The sequence below is a fragment of the Clostridium estertheticum subsp. estertheticum genome (genome assembly GCF_001877035.1).
Classification (GTDB): domain Bacteria; phylum Bacillota; class Clostridia; order Clostridiales; family Clostridiaceae; genus Clostridium_AD; species Clostridium_AD estertheticum.
Genome location: NZ_CP015756.1, coordinates 3739325 through 3756244 on the forward strand (window position 1 = coordinate 3739325; position 16920 = coordinate 3756244).

General features: G+C 29.3%; 15 protein-coding genes. 6 read left to right on the forward strand and 9 right to left on the reverse strand.

Annotated features, from left to right (window positions below):
* Nucleotides 1-21: 21 nt before the first annotated feature.
* Nucleotides 22-972 (forward strand): magnesium/cobalt transporter CorA, encoded by a 951-nt coding sequence (gene corA / locus A7L45_RS17510; protein WP_071613976.1) that lies wholly within the window; start codon nucleotides 22-24, stop codon nucleotides 970-972.
* A 149-nt stretch (nucleotides 973-1121) separates the two neighbouring features.
* On the opposite strand, the gene A7L45_RS17515 is transcribed toward corA, so the two are convergent.
* From A7L45_RS17515 to A7L45_RS17525, 3 genes are all read right to left on the reverse strand, one after another.
* On the reverse strand, nucleotides 1122-1382 hold the full coding sequence (locus A7L45_RS17515) for a hypothetical protein (protein WP_071613977.1): 261 nt from the start codon (nucleotides 1380-1382) through the stop codon (nucleotides 1122-1124).
* A gap of 138 nt (nucleotides 1383-1520) precedes the next feature.
* Nucleotides 1521-2480 carry a methyl-accepting chemotaxis protein gene (locus tag A7L45_RS17520; RefSeq protein ID WP_071615034.1) on the reverse strand — a complete coding sequence of 320 codons (960 nt, stop codon included), beginning with the start codon at nucleotides 2478-2480 and terminating at the stop codon, nucleotides 1521-1523.
* Nucleotides 2481-2579: 99 nt separating this feature from the next.
* Nucleotides 2580-4892, reverse strand: a complete 2313-nt coding sequence (locus A7L45_RS17525) for an EAL domain-containing protein (RefSeq protein WP_071613978.1) — start codon at nucleotides 4890-4892, stop codon at nucleotides 2580-2582.
* A gap of 283 nt (nucleotides 4893-5175) precedes the next feature.
* Between A7L45_RS17525 and A7L45_RS17530 the strand changes: the two genes are divergently transcribed.
* Nucleotides 5176-5547 (forward strand): CoA-binding protein, encoded by a 372-nt coding sequence (locus A7L45_RS17530; protein ID WP_071613979.1) that lies wholly within the window; start codon nucleotides 5176-5178, stop codon nucleotides 5545-5547.
* Nucleotides 5548-5621: 74 nt separating this feature from the next.
* Nucleotides 5622-6521 carry an MBL fold metallo-hydrolase gene (locus A7L45_RS17535; RefSeq protein ID WP_071613980.1) on the forward strand — a complete coding sequence of 300 codons (900 nt, stop codon included), beginning with the start codon at nucleotides 5622-5624 and terminating at the stop codon, nucleotides 6519-6521.
* Nucleotides 6522-6555: 34 nt separating this feature from the next.
* Here the strand turns inward: A7L45_RS17535 and A7L45_RS17540 are convergent, their stop codons facing one another.
* The 6 genes from A7L45_RS17540 to A7L45_RS17565 all read right to left on the reverse strand — a co-directional run bounded on the left by A7L45_RS17540 (nucleotide 6556) and on the right by A7L45_RS17565 (nucleotide 13982).
* Nucleotides 6556-7104 carry a fibronectin type III-like domain-contianing protein gene (locus A7L45_RS17540; RefSeq protein ID WP_071613981.1) on the reverse strand — a complete coding sequence of 183 codons (549 nt, stop codon included), beginning with the start codon at nucleotides 7102-7104 and terminating at the stop codon, nucleotides 6556-6558.
* A gap of 184 nt (nucleotides 7105-7288) precedes the next feature.
* Nucleotides 7289-8110: a carbohydrate ABC transporter permease gene (locus A7L45_RS17545; RefSeq protein ID WP_071615035.1), complete on the reverse strand. Its 822-nt coding sequence runs from the start codon at nucleotides 8108-8110 to the stop codon at nucleotides 7289-7291.
* Nucleotides 8111-8212: 102 nt separating this feature from the next.
* Entirely contained in the window at nucleotides 8213-9103 is an 891-nt protein-coding gene (locus tag A7L45_RS17550) for a carbohydrate ABC transporter permease (protein ID WP_071613982.1), read from the reverse strand.
* A gap of 92 nt (nucleotides 9104-9195) precedes the next feature.
* Nucleotides 9196-10491 (reverse strand): extracellular solute-binding protein, encoded by a 1296-nt coding sequence (locus A7L45_RS17555; protein ID WP_071613983.1) that lies wholly within the window; start codon nucleotides 10489-10491, stop codon nucleotides 9196-9198.
* A 114-nt stretch (nucleotides 10492-10605) separates the two neighbouring features.
* The gene (locus tag A7L45_RS17560; protein WP_071613984.1) at nucleotides 10606-12207 is read right to left on the reverse strand and encodes a response regulator; all 1602 of its coding nucleotides are present in this window, start codon (nucleotides 12205-12207) and stop codon (nucleotides 10606-10608) included.
* 11 nt (nucleotides 12208-12218) lie between these two features.
* Nucleotides 12219-13982 carry a sensor histidine kinase gene (locus A7L45_RS17565; RefSeq protein WP_071613985.1) on the reverse strand — a complete coding sequence of 588 codons (1764 nt, stop codon included), beginning with the start codon at nucleotides 13980-13982 and terminating at the stop codon, nucleotides 12219-12221.
* A 370-nt stretch (nucleotides 13983-14352) separates the two neighbouring features.
* On the opposite strand from A7L45_RS17565, the gene A7L45_RS17570 reads away from it, so the two are divergent.
* The 3 genes from A7L45_RS17570 to A7L45_RS17580 all read left to right on the forward strand — a co-directional run bounded on the left by A7L45_RS17570 (nucleotide 14353) and on the right by A7L45_RS17580 (nucleotide 16901).
* Nucleotides 14353-15711 (forward strand): VanW family protein, encoded by a 1359-nt coding sequence (locus tag A7L45_RS17570; RefSeq protein WP_071613986.1) that lies wholly within the window; start codon nucleotides 14353-14355, stop codon nucleotides 15709-15711.
* Between the two features lie 120 nt (nucleotides 15712-15831).
* The gene (locus tag A7L45_RS17575) at nucleotides 15832-16356 is read left to right on the forward strand and encodes a hypothetical protein (RefSeq protein ID WP_071613987.1); all 525 of its coding nucleotides are present in this window, start codon (nucleotides 15832-15834) and stop codon (nucleotides 16354-16356) included.
* A 104-nt stretch (nucleotides 16357-16460) separates the two neighbouring features.
* Complete coding sequence (locus tag A7L45_RS17580; RefSeq protein ID WP_071613988.1) at nucleotides 16461-16901, forward strand: GatB/YqeY domain-containing protein; 441 nt, start codon at nucleotides 16461-16463, stop codon at nucleotides 16899-16901.
* Nucleotides 16902-16920: the final 19 nt, after the last annotated feature.

A 16920-nucleotide genomic window follows, 5' to 3' on the forward strand; every position in this document is an offset into this window, starting at 1 on the left:
TCATTAAAGGGAGAGATTTTATTGATTACATATATTAATAATAAAGCACATGAATTTAATGACTTAGAACAAGCATTTTCTGAAGATCCAGATACAAAAGAAATGTTTTGGCTTAATATTAGCAATCCAACTGCTAATGATTTTAAATTTCTTAAAAACAAATTTAATTTCCACCATCTCACTATTGAAGACTGTATGCATAAAGCTAAGAGGTCTAAAATAAACGATTATAATGATTATCACTTTCTAATCATTTCCACAACAGATAATAATGTTAGCAATGCCTTTTCTTATAACAATATATATATATACATTAGTTTGAATTATATTATAACAATACATTATGGTGAAAATAAATCCATAAAAAAGATTATAAATGACATAAACAACGGACTCTCTATTGTATCTAATGGAAGTGATTTTGTTTTATATAATATACTTGATGATGCAATAGACCAATTGTTTATTGTAACCGATAAAGTCGAAGAGAAAATCAATTTTTTAGAAGAAGAATCCATGAACAACCCTGTTCAAAGTACACTTAACAATATTATGAAAATTAAAAAAACCGTAATTAAGCTTAGGCGAGTTGTTTCTCCACTACGAGAGGTTTTAAATACTCTCCTTCGCCATGATGATATTATAACTGAAAAATATAGAGTATATTTCACTGATATATATGACCATGCACTTAGAATATATGACTTAATTGAATCTGACCATGAAATGGTTACATCTTGCCTTGAGCTTTATTCTTCCCAGCTATCAAATTCCATGAATAAAGTTATGAAAGTCTTAACAATAATTACTACTATTATGATGCCCCTTACAATAATCACAGGGATTTATGGAATGAACTTTCAAGATATGCCCGAATTACATTACAAATACGGCTATTTTATTACTATATTTATAATGTTTTTCATTTCTTTTTGTGAAATTATATATTTCAATAAGAAGAAATGGTTATAGTAAAAAATTGGTACAAGCAATTAAATAAATTTATTGTTTGTACCAATTTTACACTTGACTTCTTTATTAAGATTTTTATTCTTTTCTACCGCTAGGCCATCCAATATAGATAATAATTTCTAATATGAGACAGCCCATAATTATCTATATTAAAATTCACTTTCCTCTACCTTCTCAATAAACTCAACACCTTCTAATTCAGCTAAAGCATCCTGAGTGGCAATATCGTCTACAACTTTAGCATAAAGAATTACGCCTTTGTTTATATCTTCATCCCACTCAAAATCAGTCATCACGCTATTAATGCCTAAATATTCACCCATAGTACTTGCACTAATATTCGAGCCCCTATAAGTATCAAGACCCTCCTGGGTAATTATAATTTCATAAGTCTTATCATTAACTGACAATTTTTTGCCTCCTTAAATATATTTTTATATACTTAATATAATATTCTACATAAATCTAAAAATATACATCCACCTTTTGCACTTGCCTGACGAGGTTACTATACTTCCTTATAACACCGCTGTCATCAACATATGTTACTAAATTAGTTTTTTACTATATGAACTTAACTGTGTTTTTGTTTCCTCCAATTGCCTCTCTACAACACTGGCTTCCTCTATATGATTTACTATAGCATCAGATGTGATTTTTAAGATTTTATCAACATCTATTATTTCTTTGCTCATATTTTCAATGTGTTGTTTTTGATTTGTTAAAATATCTATTACACCCTTTACTTCCTGTTCCACTTTCGCTACGGAAGAAAGACTACCCTCTATTTTTTCTACAGCATTATCAGAAGCTTTAACGCCCTTAGCAATAACCTCATTAGATTTATCCGAATTATTTAGAACTATCTTTGTTTCATTCTCAATACTTCCTATTAAGTCTGAAATATCTTTAGTGCTTTGTTTCGTCATTTCAGCCAGTTTTTTTATCTCACCTGCCACTACTGCAAAACCTTTTCCCTGCTCTCCCGCTCTTGCTGCTTCAATTGCTGCATTTAAAGCCAAGAGATTAGTTTGGCTTGCAATGCTGGTTATTAACTTAACAACTTCATTGACTTGGCTAAACTTTCTAGCCAAGTCATTTATACTATCAGTAGTAGTCTTATTCTCTTTTTCTAAAGATTTTATTATTGTTACCATTTCTTCAATAGCCACTTTGCCCTCGTGAGATTTCTTAACTGTATCCTCCGTAATCTCAATGAGTTTATCACCTTCTAAGTGTAAGCTATCGGTTAATGCATTAGTATTTTTTGTTAAGTTAGAAATCTCATTCATATGTACTTTTACTTTATCTGCAAGTTCACCCAAAACATTATGATCACTATCTACAATATGGTGTTGCTTTACAGTTTCCGATAACAACTTACTCATATCCTTAATAAAGCTTGTAGTTTCATTATCAAACTGAACTTCCTTTTGCACTGTTTCATCTGAAGACTCACTAAGTCTACCTTCTATTACAACAGACTCTCTGTTTTTAAATAATTTCATTTCTTTTCCCCCAATTTTCATTATTAACACCCCGTAACTGATCTTCACAATGATATTATCGTATAAACATGATAAAAAGATAGGTTTCTCCACAAAAAATCATATAATAAACTCCTTGTGAAAATCAGAGGCCACCATCGGTTTTCCTATTAGATACCCTTGAATATACTGACATCCAAGTTCTTTTAATGTAAGGAGTTCCGTTTCTGTTTCAATTCCTTCTGCAATAACTTTAATATCTAAACTATCTGCAACCGCTATTATAGCTTTAATTATAACTATATTTTTGGAGTTGTTGTCTAAATTTATTATAAGTGACCTATCTATTTTTATTGTATCAATAGGAAGTTTGCTTAACCAACTAAGAGATGAATAACCTGTGCCAAAATCATCCATTGAAATTTTTATTCCGCAGGATTTTAACTCTAAAAGGACTTTTATTATTAAATTAATGTCCTCCATAGCCTCATCCTCAGTAATTTCAAGATTTAAATATTTAGGATCTAATGATTGATTGCGACATATATTCATTACTATTTGAACAAAGTTTGCTTGTATTAATTGTTTATATGAGGTATTTACGGATATACTAAAATTCTTTGAGCCTGAATTTTGCCATTTTTTACATTGAGTGCATGCATTAAGCAACATCCAATTATCGATTTCTACCATTTCACCTATTTTCTTTGCTATTGGAATAAATTCTATAGGCTGAATAATTTTATCTCCACATTTCCACCTTATAAGAGATTCTGCACTTAATACTTCCATTAATTTCAAATCTATAATAGGCTGATAGTACGTTATAAATTCATTCCTCTCCATAGCGCTTTTTAAGTCCTTTTCCATTTGTAACATGCGATTATTATTATAATTCATGATGTTGTTATATAGACGATACCCATGTCCTCCACTATTTTTAACTTCATACATAGCTAAGTCAGCATTTCTTATTAAAGCATCTACATCATTTCCATGCTGTGGAAATAAACTAATACCAACACTTGCACCAATATATAGTGATTCGTCATTATATATATAAGCGCCACTTAATGTTTTTACAATTTTTTCTGCAATTTCTGTTGCATCTGCTGCTGAAATTAAATTCCTTATAATTACAATGAATTCATCCCCACCAATTCTACTTACCACATCCTTTGATTTTGCGATATTATTCTCAAGCCTTTCTGCCACCTTTGCAAGAACTATATCTCCTACTTGATGACCAAAACTTTCATTTATAGCCTTGAATTTATCTAGAGTTATAAAGAAAACTGCTAAATTTTCATTTTTATTTTTGAGCAAATCTGTAATGTTCTCTAGCAATTTTTTTCTATTTGTAAGCCCTGTAAGAGCGTCATAATTTGCAAGTGATACAATAGTTTCATCCGATTTCTTTAGCCTTTGGAACATATCGTTAAATTTAGATCCAAGTTCAGATATTTCATCGTTTCCTTTTAAGATTATACTTGGAAATACATCATAATAATTATGTACATTCTCAACTACTTCGTTTATAATTTTAATTTTTCTTACAACAAACACATGTATTAATATAAAAACACTTAAAGAAAAAATTATTAAAGCAACAAGCACAATTAAAAAGTAGAAATCCATTGTATTTTGCGCCTTTTTAAAGACATTTCTTTCTGATGTAATCTTCACGAAAAAAGAAGGTTTTGAAAATATATCGTTAATTAAGCCATAACCAATAATAAGTTTTTCATTACTTACTTTAACAAATTCATTTTTTCTTATAAATTCGTTGTTTAAAATTAATTCTTTATCATAATACGCTATTTCTGTTTTAAGTCCCGTATTTTGGTTAAGCGTATCCATTTCCTCTTTATCATAATACTTCGCGAAAATCAAAAAACCAGGGCTATGACCTAAACCGTCACCTTTTGTAATTCTTTGTGCAGATATTAAAATTGGGTATTTACCATATAAAAAAGTTCCCTTAACGTTTTTTATGTTATTATTACTTAATAGTTTAGAGATATTTGAGGTTACATTTTTAGCAAAAGCCAACGTAAACATTTCCTTTGTATCTTCTTTCATATTTTTTTTATAAACTATGTTCCCCTGATTATCAGTGATGAAAATAAAGTTTATTTTTACCCCACCCATAGAAGTTGTATCGTCAAAATTATCTTCTATATACTTATTATTTCTGTTATTCATATAATTATAAGTTTCATCCCATCTTGAATAATCTAAATTTGCATCATTTATATTATTCAGATCATTTTGAATATAATTAAGGACAACCTTAGTATCCTTAAAAGCTTTATCAATTTCCATATCAGTGAAGCTCTTTACTAAAAACGATTTTGAAATTATATAAAGAAAACAAATTAAAACTAAACTTACCAATAATACTATTTTAAATAATTTCGCTGAAAGTTTCATATTTATCACCCATTCCATAGTTATTGCCTATTAACATAGTTTTAATCTTTTCTCCACGAGCCATTACATATCACATGTAATCACTTAAAACCTTTTATAATTGTTATATCGGTTATATAAGACAAAACTTTATGTATTACGCCCACATGTGACTTTAATAACTCTAATATTATTTATTATGCAATTCTGCTGCTTAAAATAATTCAAAATAATTTAAAATAAATTTAATTACTTGTGGTAATAATAATAAATATATATTATATTTTACTAGGAGATGATAAAATTGAAAGCAAATGAACTTTTAATTTATAAAAACTGGGTTGTAGTTGGGGATGTATTAAATCAATCAAAATATGCCTCTAAAATATTACTTTCTTTAAAAACAGATGGATTTAATGTAGTCGGCGTAAATCCATCTGTTGAAAATAAAAGCGTTTATAACAATCTAAGCGATGTACCCTACAATGTAGAAGTTTTAGATTTATGCATTAACCCCTATAAAGGCATTAAAATCCTTAAGGAAGCTCACTCGTTAAAAATAAATAAAGTACTCATTCAACCAGGGGCTGGAAGTCCTGAAATACTTGAGTTTTGCAAAATAAATGGAATAGACGCAATAGAGGGATGTGCATTAATAGAATTATCAAAAAAATAAATTATACAATAAAGGAAGTGAGCATTTAGTGGAAGTGTCTATTTACAATAATCACACTTTCACTAAAATAATACATGGAGATAAAAAAAATCAAGGGAAATACATTCTGTATTACTGCCGGTATGACATATATACCATTTTATAAAATTAATGAAAAAGAAATAATTATGTTGGATTCTGGATGGGCAAAAGGACAAAGACAAGGAATTGATGAACTACTAGAAAAGAACAACTTTAAGGTAGTAGCTATAATATGCAGTCATGCTCATGTTGACCATATAGGCAACAATACTTTTTTAAAAAATAAATTCAATTGTATAATTGCAATGCCAGTCTACGAAGCCCTTGTTTGTAGTTCAGTTATAAATCTAAAGCTTTATTACAGTAACCAAACATTATCTGATGTTGCATTGCATTTTGGACATATGGTTTGCCAAACAGACATGATGATTTATGATAATCAAAACTCGATATATGTATGTGGAGTTGAATTCAAAATCCTTCATACGCCAGGACATAGTCCTGCACATATATGCATAACCACTCCAGATGATGTTGCCTATATTGGAGACACACTTATAAGTCATGAAGTCATGAATGGCTCTAAAATGCCCTATGCCTATATACTCACAGAAGATTTATTAAGCAAATCAAAACTTTATGACTTAAAATGTTCTAAATACATAGTTGCACATAAAGGTATATATAACGAAATTACAGGACTTATAACTGATAATATAAATTTCTATAAAAATAGAGCAAAAGCAATATATATTCTCATAGTAGGTTCTATGACAATGCAAGATATTCTAAAGACTGTTATTGAAAATTTTAATATTAATATAAGCAATAGATATAAATATACACTTATCGAGCGAATGTTAAGGTCGTACGTTGAATATTTAAATGAAACAGGACTTATAGTTTTAAATATGGATAATGGATTTCTTAAATACTCAAAAGTAAATGTATAGTTAATATTCTAGTTGGAAAGTTTCTCCTTTTACTTCAAAAAAAACACTTTTTCACAACTGTACCTGTAAGTTCAGCACTTCTATCGTCTGGCTGACTTCCTCCCACGAAAACCTCAAACACCCCTGGTTCAAGAATGCAATTTCCATCGTTGTCTATTAGTGCCATTTGTCTTGGTGTTAATTCAAACTCTAATTGCCTTTCTTGTCCAGGCTTTAAATTAATCTTTTTGATTCCCTTTAACTCATATTTTGATGATGTACCAAAATAATTCCCAGTTAATGCATCGCGACTATTCGCATTTGGTCCAATTACTGCTATAGAATTAATATTATCTTTATTAATTGGTAATATATAATTTTCATTCTTTAATAGAGCCATTGTTTTTTCTGAGACCCTTAAAGCAAATTCTCTATGCTCCCTTGAGTCATTTTCTTCATAAGGGATACTTGCATAAGGAACCTTTACTTCGTCATCAAACATACCAAGTTTCATTCTGGTAGTTATAAGCCTTTCAACAGACTTGCTAATGGTTTCTTCAGACACTAGTCCTTCTTTGTTAGCAAGTAAAACATTCAAATACATATTACCACAATTTAAATCACAACCATTATTTACAGCAAGAGCAACTGATTCTACAGCACTACTAGTAATCCTATGATACGCTTTTCAAAACTTAAATTTTCATTTTTATACATTGGCACTTCTTTCATATAAATCATCATTCCTTTCAATTAAACTGATTTTTAAAAAGTACACTTACACACTATTACCCTTTAACGGCACCAGTCATTAAACTCTTTTGTACTTGATTGCTTAGAGGTATATATATAAGAATAGATGGTAATGTTGCAATAACAAGACCAGCTAGAATTGGTCCCCATTCAGTGGCATGCTGCCCTGCCATTGACATAATACCAACAGGTAATGTTGCAAACTTTGGATTATTAAGGAAAGTGTTTGCGAACATTAATTCATTCCAACTTGATAAGTACGTAAATATGGCAACAGTTGCAAGAGACGGTTTTAATAATGGTAAAACAATCTTATAGAAAATTTGATATATGTTACATCCATCAACACAAGCAGCTTCTTCAAGTTCCTTAGGTATTCCTTCAAGAAAACTTGTCATTACAAATATACCCATTGGAAGAGCAAATGCCACATATGGTATTATTAAAGCCATATATGTATTTAATATGTGTAGTTTCGTTAATATTAAAAATAACGGCAATAATGTGGAGTGTATTGGTACCATCATTCCTAATAGGAATATAACTAATGTTAGTTTACTAAACTTCCACCTCATACGAGTTATAGCATATGATGATGTTGCTATAAGAATACTCGATATAATAATAGTTGAACCAGTAACAATTATACTGTTTATAAGATATCTTCCTACATTTCCGCTTGTAAGTGCACTCATATAGTTTGATATCTTCCATACTTTAGGCAATCCAAGGACATTTCCTCCAAAAATCTCCGCATTATTCTTAAATGAAACTAGTACTAACCAAATTAATGGATATAACTGAATTATAGTAACTATAACTAAAAAGATAACTAGTATTATACTTTTAATATTCATTTTTTTCTTCTTAGTTTCTAGATTTAGTTTACTAAATATGTCTCTTTTTATTCTCTGGTCTTTAACTTCTCCCATAAAAGCTCCTCCTTTTTTTTATTTAATTTAAACTTCCTTGATTTTTTTATCTTTAAATAACTTATAGATTATTAATGTAAATACTAGACATTCTACTATAATAAATGTGGACATAGCACTTCCATATCCATACATGTACTTATTAAAAATGGTACTGTACATTATTGTACTTGGAACTTCACTTGCGTGTAGTGGTCCTCCATTTGTTAAAACATAAATTAGATCAAAAGCTTTAAAAGAGCCTACAACTGCAAATACTGTGCATACCTGCAATATTGGTTTAATAAGAGGAATGGTTATATGGGTAGCCATAGTGAAAGCAGATGCTCCATCTATTTTTGCTGCCTCGTATATATCCCCTGAAACAGATTTAATTGCAGCATACATTAAAAGCATATGGTAACCAACGTATTGCCAAATAATTGGTATAAAAGTTGCAAATAATGCTGTTTTCGTATCTGCTAACCAAGCATTTTCATATTTACCCAGACCAATATTCTTAAGAATAATATTTAACATTCCGTAATCTGGATTATATATTTTCATAAAAAGTTGACCAATAACAACAGTTGATATTATTACTGGTATAAAGTAAACAGTTCTAAAGAATCCCTCACCCTTAATCCCTCTAGCTAAAATCAAAGCCAATATAAGTGCTAAGGGTAATTGTATAACTACTGATAGAATAGCTAGAATAAATGAGTTTTGAACTGATTTTATAAAGCCATCCGTATTATTCACAAATAAACTTGTATAATTTTTTAATCCAACAAATGATGCTTTTCCAATTCCATTCCAATCCAGCAGACTATAGTACGTTGAAATTATAATAGGAAGTATAACCGCTATAATAAACAATAACATAGCTGGAAAAACAAATATAAATATTGCTTTTTTATTATTTAGAATTTTATCCATGTATCGTTTCCTCCTTAACATTTTATGATATTTCAATTTAATACTCCTCCCAATTGCATTTACTTCTGTAATTAGGAGGAGTTTATCTTTATCTACTTCTTATTGATAGCCTGCATTTGCTTAGCAAATTTTGCAGGTGTTATTTGTTTACCAAAAATCTGTGCAACTAAGTCCTTATGAACTTCTGCATCTGCACCACTAAGGTAAGTATCCCACCAAACAACATTTCCTGTAGATTTTTTAGCTATAACTGATATTTGTTTAGTTAAAGGAGCAATCTTTGATTCATCAACATCAACCTTCCAAGTCGGTATTCCAGCACCTGTGGTATATAGTTTCTTTGATATATTTTCTGCTATAAATTTAACAGCTTTAGCTGCCTCTGCCTTGTGCTCTGTATTTGCATTAACCACAAATCCATTAATAGCACCACCTAGAACCTCATCTGCTCCACCCTTACCATCACTTAAAGCCGGAAAGTTCATAGCAACAACTTTGCCTTTAACCACTGATTTACCCTGATCAATAGTACCTGCGAGCCAACTTCCGTTATAATACATCGGAATCTTTCCTTGAAGGAATGGTACTTCAGACTCATCACGAGTAAGTCCAAGAGCCGCAGAATTAAAAGCACCTGCATCCACAAGTTTACTTAATTTAGATGATGCATTTACAAAAGTAGGATCTTCAAAAGAAGATTTTTTAGCCAAAGCACTATTACTGAGCTTAGCTCCGCCTTCACGAAGTGCTAAGGCATCATAATAAAACATTCCTGGCCATTTATCTTTTTCTCCAACAGCCATAGGAGTTATTCCCTTAGATTTAAATGCCTTAATCGCAACTAATAACTCATCATAGGTTGTAGGTATCTTTATATTATTCTTATCAAATAATTCTTTATTAACATAGAAAATACCGATATCATTTGCATAAGGTAATCCATAAACTTTTTTATTATATGTTAAATAAGTAAGTGCTCCATTTAATAACTTTTCTTTAGTTCCATCCTTTAAGTAATCATCTAAAGGTAGGAGCTTTCCAGCATCAACAAATGGTTGAGAGAAACCAGCTCCCCAAGTTACAAATATATCTGGAGCTTCGTTAGCTGATATAGCCGTCTTTATTTTTGTTTTGTATGCCTCATTTTCAGTACCCTCTGCTTCAATTTGCACATTAGGATTTGCAGTATTCCATTCTTTTATTACAGCTTCCACATTTTGCTTATTTGAGTCAGTATCGGATGTCCAAATGTGCCAAAGTTTCAATGTTATTTTTTGATTTGAACCCGTTTGGGTAGTTGACGTAGTCTTATTTCCACAAGCCATAAGAGTTGAAGTTAATGCAATTGTTAATAGCAGTGATGAGATTTTCATAAATTTTCTATTCATTTAGTTCCCCCTCGATATATATTATTACATTGTGTAACCGAATAAGTTAATAATATACTTTAAACGTTTTCATATGAATTAAAAATCTTTACTTTTTCTTTAGATATCTTTACCTTAATGTTTAACTTTTCTATATTCACTAACTGAAATTCCGGTATATTTTTTAAAACTTGTACTAAAATAACTAGGATCTGCGATACCAACTTTATCACCAATCTCATATGCCTTTAAATCTGTGCTATTTAGCAGCATTATGGCCTTATCAATTCTAAGTTTGACTATGTATTCCATAAAATTCACTTCCATTTCTTTTTTAAACATCCTACTTAAGTAACTTGGATTAATAAAAAATATTTGAGCCACCTTCGATAAAGACAGTTCACTATTTCCCAGGTTTAACTTCAAATATTTAGTTATATCATCAATAAGCTTATTTGATTTTCTATTCTTGTGATAACTTATTACCTTTATTGCATCATAACTCATCTCTATTATATATTTCTTAATATCCGGAATTGTATCAAGTTTATATATATCATTATATATATCAAATTTACCTGAATGAAGCTCTTTTATATCAATATTAAGTTCCTTTAAGGCTTCAAAAATTGTAGATACATAACTAAAAGCATATTCCTTCACCTTATTTATTGACGTATTGATAATAATATCTTTATTCTTGAAGATATCATCAATAGTTTTTTGTATCATTTCTCCTGATCCAGCCAAGAAGTATAATTCAAGTTTATCATCAATTTTAATTATAGTATTCTTTACTGTTTCCTTCTTGAAATTAATATCATCATATTTAATCACAGAATCTTTTCCAAGAATCGTTCTGTAATTTAAAGCCGTCACTGCTTCATTATACGATTTTTCTATGCTTTCAATTTTATATTTTGTTGTTCCAATACCAACACTATAATTCCATTTAATCTTTTTTAATATATTACCCTCAACATTCTCTAAAGCATTTTTGAAACTAATTTCATCACCATTATTTATAATCGCTATATTGTAATTATCATCAAAAAAAATATATATATCCGTATACTTTTGAAAATATTCTTCTAGTTTATCCACTATTTTAGTATCATATATCTTTTCTTTTTTTGTATAATTGTCCTCATTTCCGAGTATTATTTCTATAACTGCTAATTGAAAATTTTCATGTCCAAATTTAAAATTTAAATAATCCATCTGCCTCTCTACTTCAACAATATTTATGTTTGGATGAATGAGTCTATTAAAAAGTCTTTCTTCTAAAAAAGGCAGGTTTTCAATAAACTGTTTTTTAATAATATTATTTTCGGACATCACTTCACGTTCTTCTTCTATTTCCACTTTCATTTTTAATGCAGTTTTTAATACAACCTCATCATCAATAGGTTTTAATAAATATTCTTTTATTCCTGCTCTGATACCCCTCTGAGCATACTTAAAATCATCATAACCTGAAATAACAACTATCTTAACATTAGAATATGATTTCATTACAAAATCAGCAAATTCAATGCCATCAGTACCTGGCATACAAATGTCTGTAAAAACCAAATCTGGCTGATACTTATTTACTAATTCTATTGCATCCTCTCCTGATGTCGCTTCTCCTATAATTTCCATACCGATGGAGTTCCAATCTATGCATCTTCTAAGTAGAGTCCTTACTAAATGTTCATCATCAACAATTAAAACTTTTATAATTTTATTACCCATATGTTTTCCTCCTATTTTATAGGTATTCGAATTGTCACCTTCGTACCAAATCCTAGCTTACTCTCCACTTCTAATTTGCTTTTTCCATTATAAAAAATATTCAATCTCTCCATTGTACCACGAAGACCTATTCCTGCTGTATTTAGTTTCCTTATGCTATTAAGTTTATCCTCACTTATTCCGACACCATCATCTCCAACAATAAGCTCAACATAATCATTTTTAAGATATGTACTTATAAATATATTACCCATTCTCCTAGAAGGCTTTATTCCGTGATAAATTGAATTTTCAACTATTGGTTGCAGAACTAATTTTAATATTTTATATTCATCACAACGGTCATCTATATCCATATTAATTACAAATAAATTCTCATATCTTATTTGTAATATTGTAAGATAACTTTTGACTGTCTGAAGTTCCTCCCTTACAGATATTACTTCACGTCCATTACTAAGACTCGTTCTATAAAAATTACCCAATGCCTTTATAATTTTATATACATCATCATTCTTACCCTCTAACGCTAAACAACTTATTGCATCAAATGAATTATATAAGAAATGCGGCTTTATTTGAGCCTGGAGAACATTTAGTTCAGCCTTCCGCTTTATTTTCTGTTCCAGCATAATTTGTTCTATTAAATTTTCTATTTTACAAATCATAGTATTATACACATTTTTTAATTTTGCTATTTCGTCATTTCCAGTGCCTACACTTACTTTTTTAAATTCTCCATTTTCAACGGCTCTCATAGATTTTATTAATTTATCTATAGGTTTTGTTATACTAGAAGATACTAATATCAACCCAAGAAAGCTCATAATACCACTTAACAAAAGCATTCCAAGTATAACAAGCATATATATATTAGATTGCTTTGAAATCTCACTAAATGGAACTTTACTAATTATTGTCCAATTTAAATTAGTTTTTAAATAAGAGATAATATAATTATTGCCATTTACCCTTTCAGTAAAGTAATAATGATCACCCTTTCCTTCATTCTTAAGATTTTTCTTAAGATTTTTCTTAATATCTTCACTAATACTATATTCTGTCAACTCCTTTGAATGGATAATATCATTATCATTCTCGTCCTTTAACATAATATCTACGTCATTATTTCCAGTAATATTTTTAAACGAATTAGATATTGCATCTTCTGGAATATTTATTACCATTATTCCAGTAGGCTTCTGACTTTCTAAATCATTTATAATCCTAATAAATGATACAAATTTCTGATCTGCTTGATTAAATAGTCCCCCACCATTAAATTTTATTATATATCCACCCTGTGCTTTTTGAAGCTCGTCGTACCAGTAAGTATTCTTTATATCATTAAGACTAAAAGACTTATAAACCTTTTTATCCACAAAATATCTGTTACCATAGTTATCAAAAACATAAACAGATGATATAGACATATTTGATTGTATAAATTCTGTCAAATATCTATTAACCGCAGTTTGACTATTATAATTAAACCGTTCATCGCCATTTTTTAAAATGTTTTGAAAATGCAGATTAGACAAAAGAATTTTAGATTCATTATTAACTGTATATATTAGTAATTTTAAATTAGAATCAATTGTTTGTAATGTTTGTACCGCCATCTCACTAACCTTTTTCGTCATTATCCTTTTATTTATATTTTGATATATAAAAGTACTAAGAGTTATTGATATTACAGAAATTATAAAATAATATATTATTATCTTTGTACCTATTTTGCAATCTTTAAATTTCTCCATTATTTTATATCTCATACAATCACCTCATGTCTTTCATCTTTAGGTTTTTCAAATTTATAAATCAAAATACAAATTTTTTCTATATTCATATAAATACCTAAAACTTTTACGGTCATTTAATCTATATATGGATTTTACACCATTTTCTTCTATATTTCAAATATTTTGTAAATTGCGTCAATTATATTTATCTCTCATGCTTAATCTATTTGTAAAAGTTTAATATTAAACAATATTTAGATGCCTATATCTATGATATAATTCAATGTATGATAAATGAGTATAAAAGGTTTGGTGATAAGAATGTATACTTTTGAAATGATATACTGATATTATATGTTTATACAATAAAAACTTAACAAAATATGGAGGAATAATAAAACTTATGAGAAAAAGTATAAAAATAATGATAATCTTACTATTAATAGTCGCTTTGGGAACTAGTGGACTTTATGCATATGTTAATTATAATACAAAAAAATGGACAAGCCTTGTATACCCAGGTATTAAAATCGGTGAATTAGATATATCCGGGAAAACACTTGTGCAAGCAAAAGATATGGTAACTCAGAAATATCAATCTACTATGTTAAAGAAAAACGTAAATATTAAAACACCGCAGAAGACATATTCGTTAAATTTTGCAAAGATGAATGCAAAATATAATATTGATGAGGTAGTTAATGAGGCTTTTAATTACGGTAAAAACTTATCGCTGTACGAAAAATATAAATTGATTAGAAAATCTGAAGGCAAGGTAATTACAATGAAATTCACCTATGATTCCAAACCTCTAACAGATCTAATTTCTAATATGAAAAAAGAAATTAATAGCACTCCTAAAAACGCAAGCATTTATATGAATGGTGATACCTTCATTGTTACACCCGACACAAAAGGATCTACACTTATGGATGATAAACTAAAAAAGGAAATCTTAAGTAAACTAAATGGTGACGTAAGCCCTGCGGATATTAGTGTAAGCGCAGAGATTAAAACTACTTTAGCAACTGTAACGAAAGAAAAGCTTCAAACTGTCAACACAAAACTTTCAAGTTTCTCTTCTGATTTTAGTACTTCAGCATATGGCAGATCCACTAATATAACCCTTGCAACAAAAAGTATTAACGGAACTATTCTAATGCCTGGAGAAAGTTTTAGTTTCAACGACACTGTAGGTGAAAGAACAGCCGACAAAGGTTATCAGCCAGCACCCGTTGATATTGGTACCAAAGTAAGTTCCGATTATGGTGGCGGAATATGTCAAGTATCTACATCATTATATAATGCCATACTCAGGTCAAACATTAATTCTACTGAGAGGAACCATCATTCCATACCCTCAACTTATATACCACTAGGTATGGATGCAACAGTAGATTGGGGTAATTTAGACTACAAATTTACTAATACCTTAGGATATCCTGTTTTTATTGAGAGTATTGTGAACAATAAGATATTAACTTTTAATGTTTATTCTAATTCAAGTTTAGCCAATAAGTCTTATACTCTTGTGAATGATATATATGCTGCTGTTCAGCCTGGCCCTACTCAGTATATAGATGATGCTACTCTTCCAGTTGGTAGTATTGTCCAAGAACAATTTCCTTTGATTGGATATAAAGTAAGAACATATAAGAATACAATCCAAAATGGTAATGTTATTAATCGTGAATTAATTTCAAATGATAGCTATCAGTTAAAAGCTGAAGTAATTAGAGTAGGTATAAAAAAAGTTAAGTGATCACCTATATAGCGCCTTAACAGATAATGATTTAAGTATTTAATTATTTATTTCTCCTAAAAAGAGGAACTTGGAAATATTTGGAGAATATTTCTTATATATAATTAGGAGGCGCATACTATGATTTATGATGCATTTAAAATTGCTAAGCATTTAAATATAAGTAAAGTAACTGCATATGCTAAAATGAAACTACCTGAAGTAAAACCTTTTTTAATAACACACAATGGCAAAACCTGTGTAGATGAGAAAGGACTAGAAGCAATTAAACAATGTCTAAAATATAATCAAACCGCCGAATCAGAAGTAGCAGCTACTGTAGTTGCATCTAACGTAGTAAATTTATTAAAAGAAGATATGATTGAAACACTTAAAAATGACATTGAATTTATTAAACAACAATTAAATGTAAAAGACGGACAACTCTATGATATTAATAAATTATTAGAAAATACACAGATCCTTTTTAAACAAGAACAAGAGAAAAATAAAATTGTATTATCCCTGCCTCAAACCATTAAAGAACACGATATCCAATTAATCAATACACTAAACCAGTCTCTTGAAAAACAAAGGAATAAAGCATTAGCCGAAGAAGTTCTCCATAGAAAAAAAGGAATTCTCCAAAGAATATTTAATAAATAAAATATATATGACCTTCCTCTATGATAAGAGTATAATGTACATATACGGTATGCTTTTACAAAAAAAATTTGTAATCATACTAAATCATTAGGAGGTAAATGCATATGTTAAAACAAACAATAAAAGACGATATTATTAAATATATGAAAAGTAGGGATAAGATAAGACTAACTACTTTAAGAACTTTAATGGCTGACGTTAAAACTAAAGAAATGGATTCAAAGAAAGAAATTGAAGAAATCGACCTCGTGAGTATTATTGAAAAAACAATTAAACAATTACATGAAACTCTCGACTATGCAAAACAAGCTAATAACACAGAAATCATATCTGAATCAGAAATATCTATTGAAATGCTTTCTGTTTATATGCCAAAGCAATTCACTGAAGATGAAGCAAAAGCAATAATCGCAGAGGTTATTGCTGAAAATAGTTTCAAGGGTAAAGGTGACATGGGAAAAGTTATGAAGGCTATTATGCCAAAGCTCAAAGGTAAATATGATAGTAGAAAAGTAAATCCACTTGTAATTCAGTTACTTTCATAACTAATTTAGGGTAGTAATA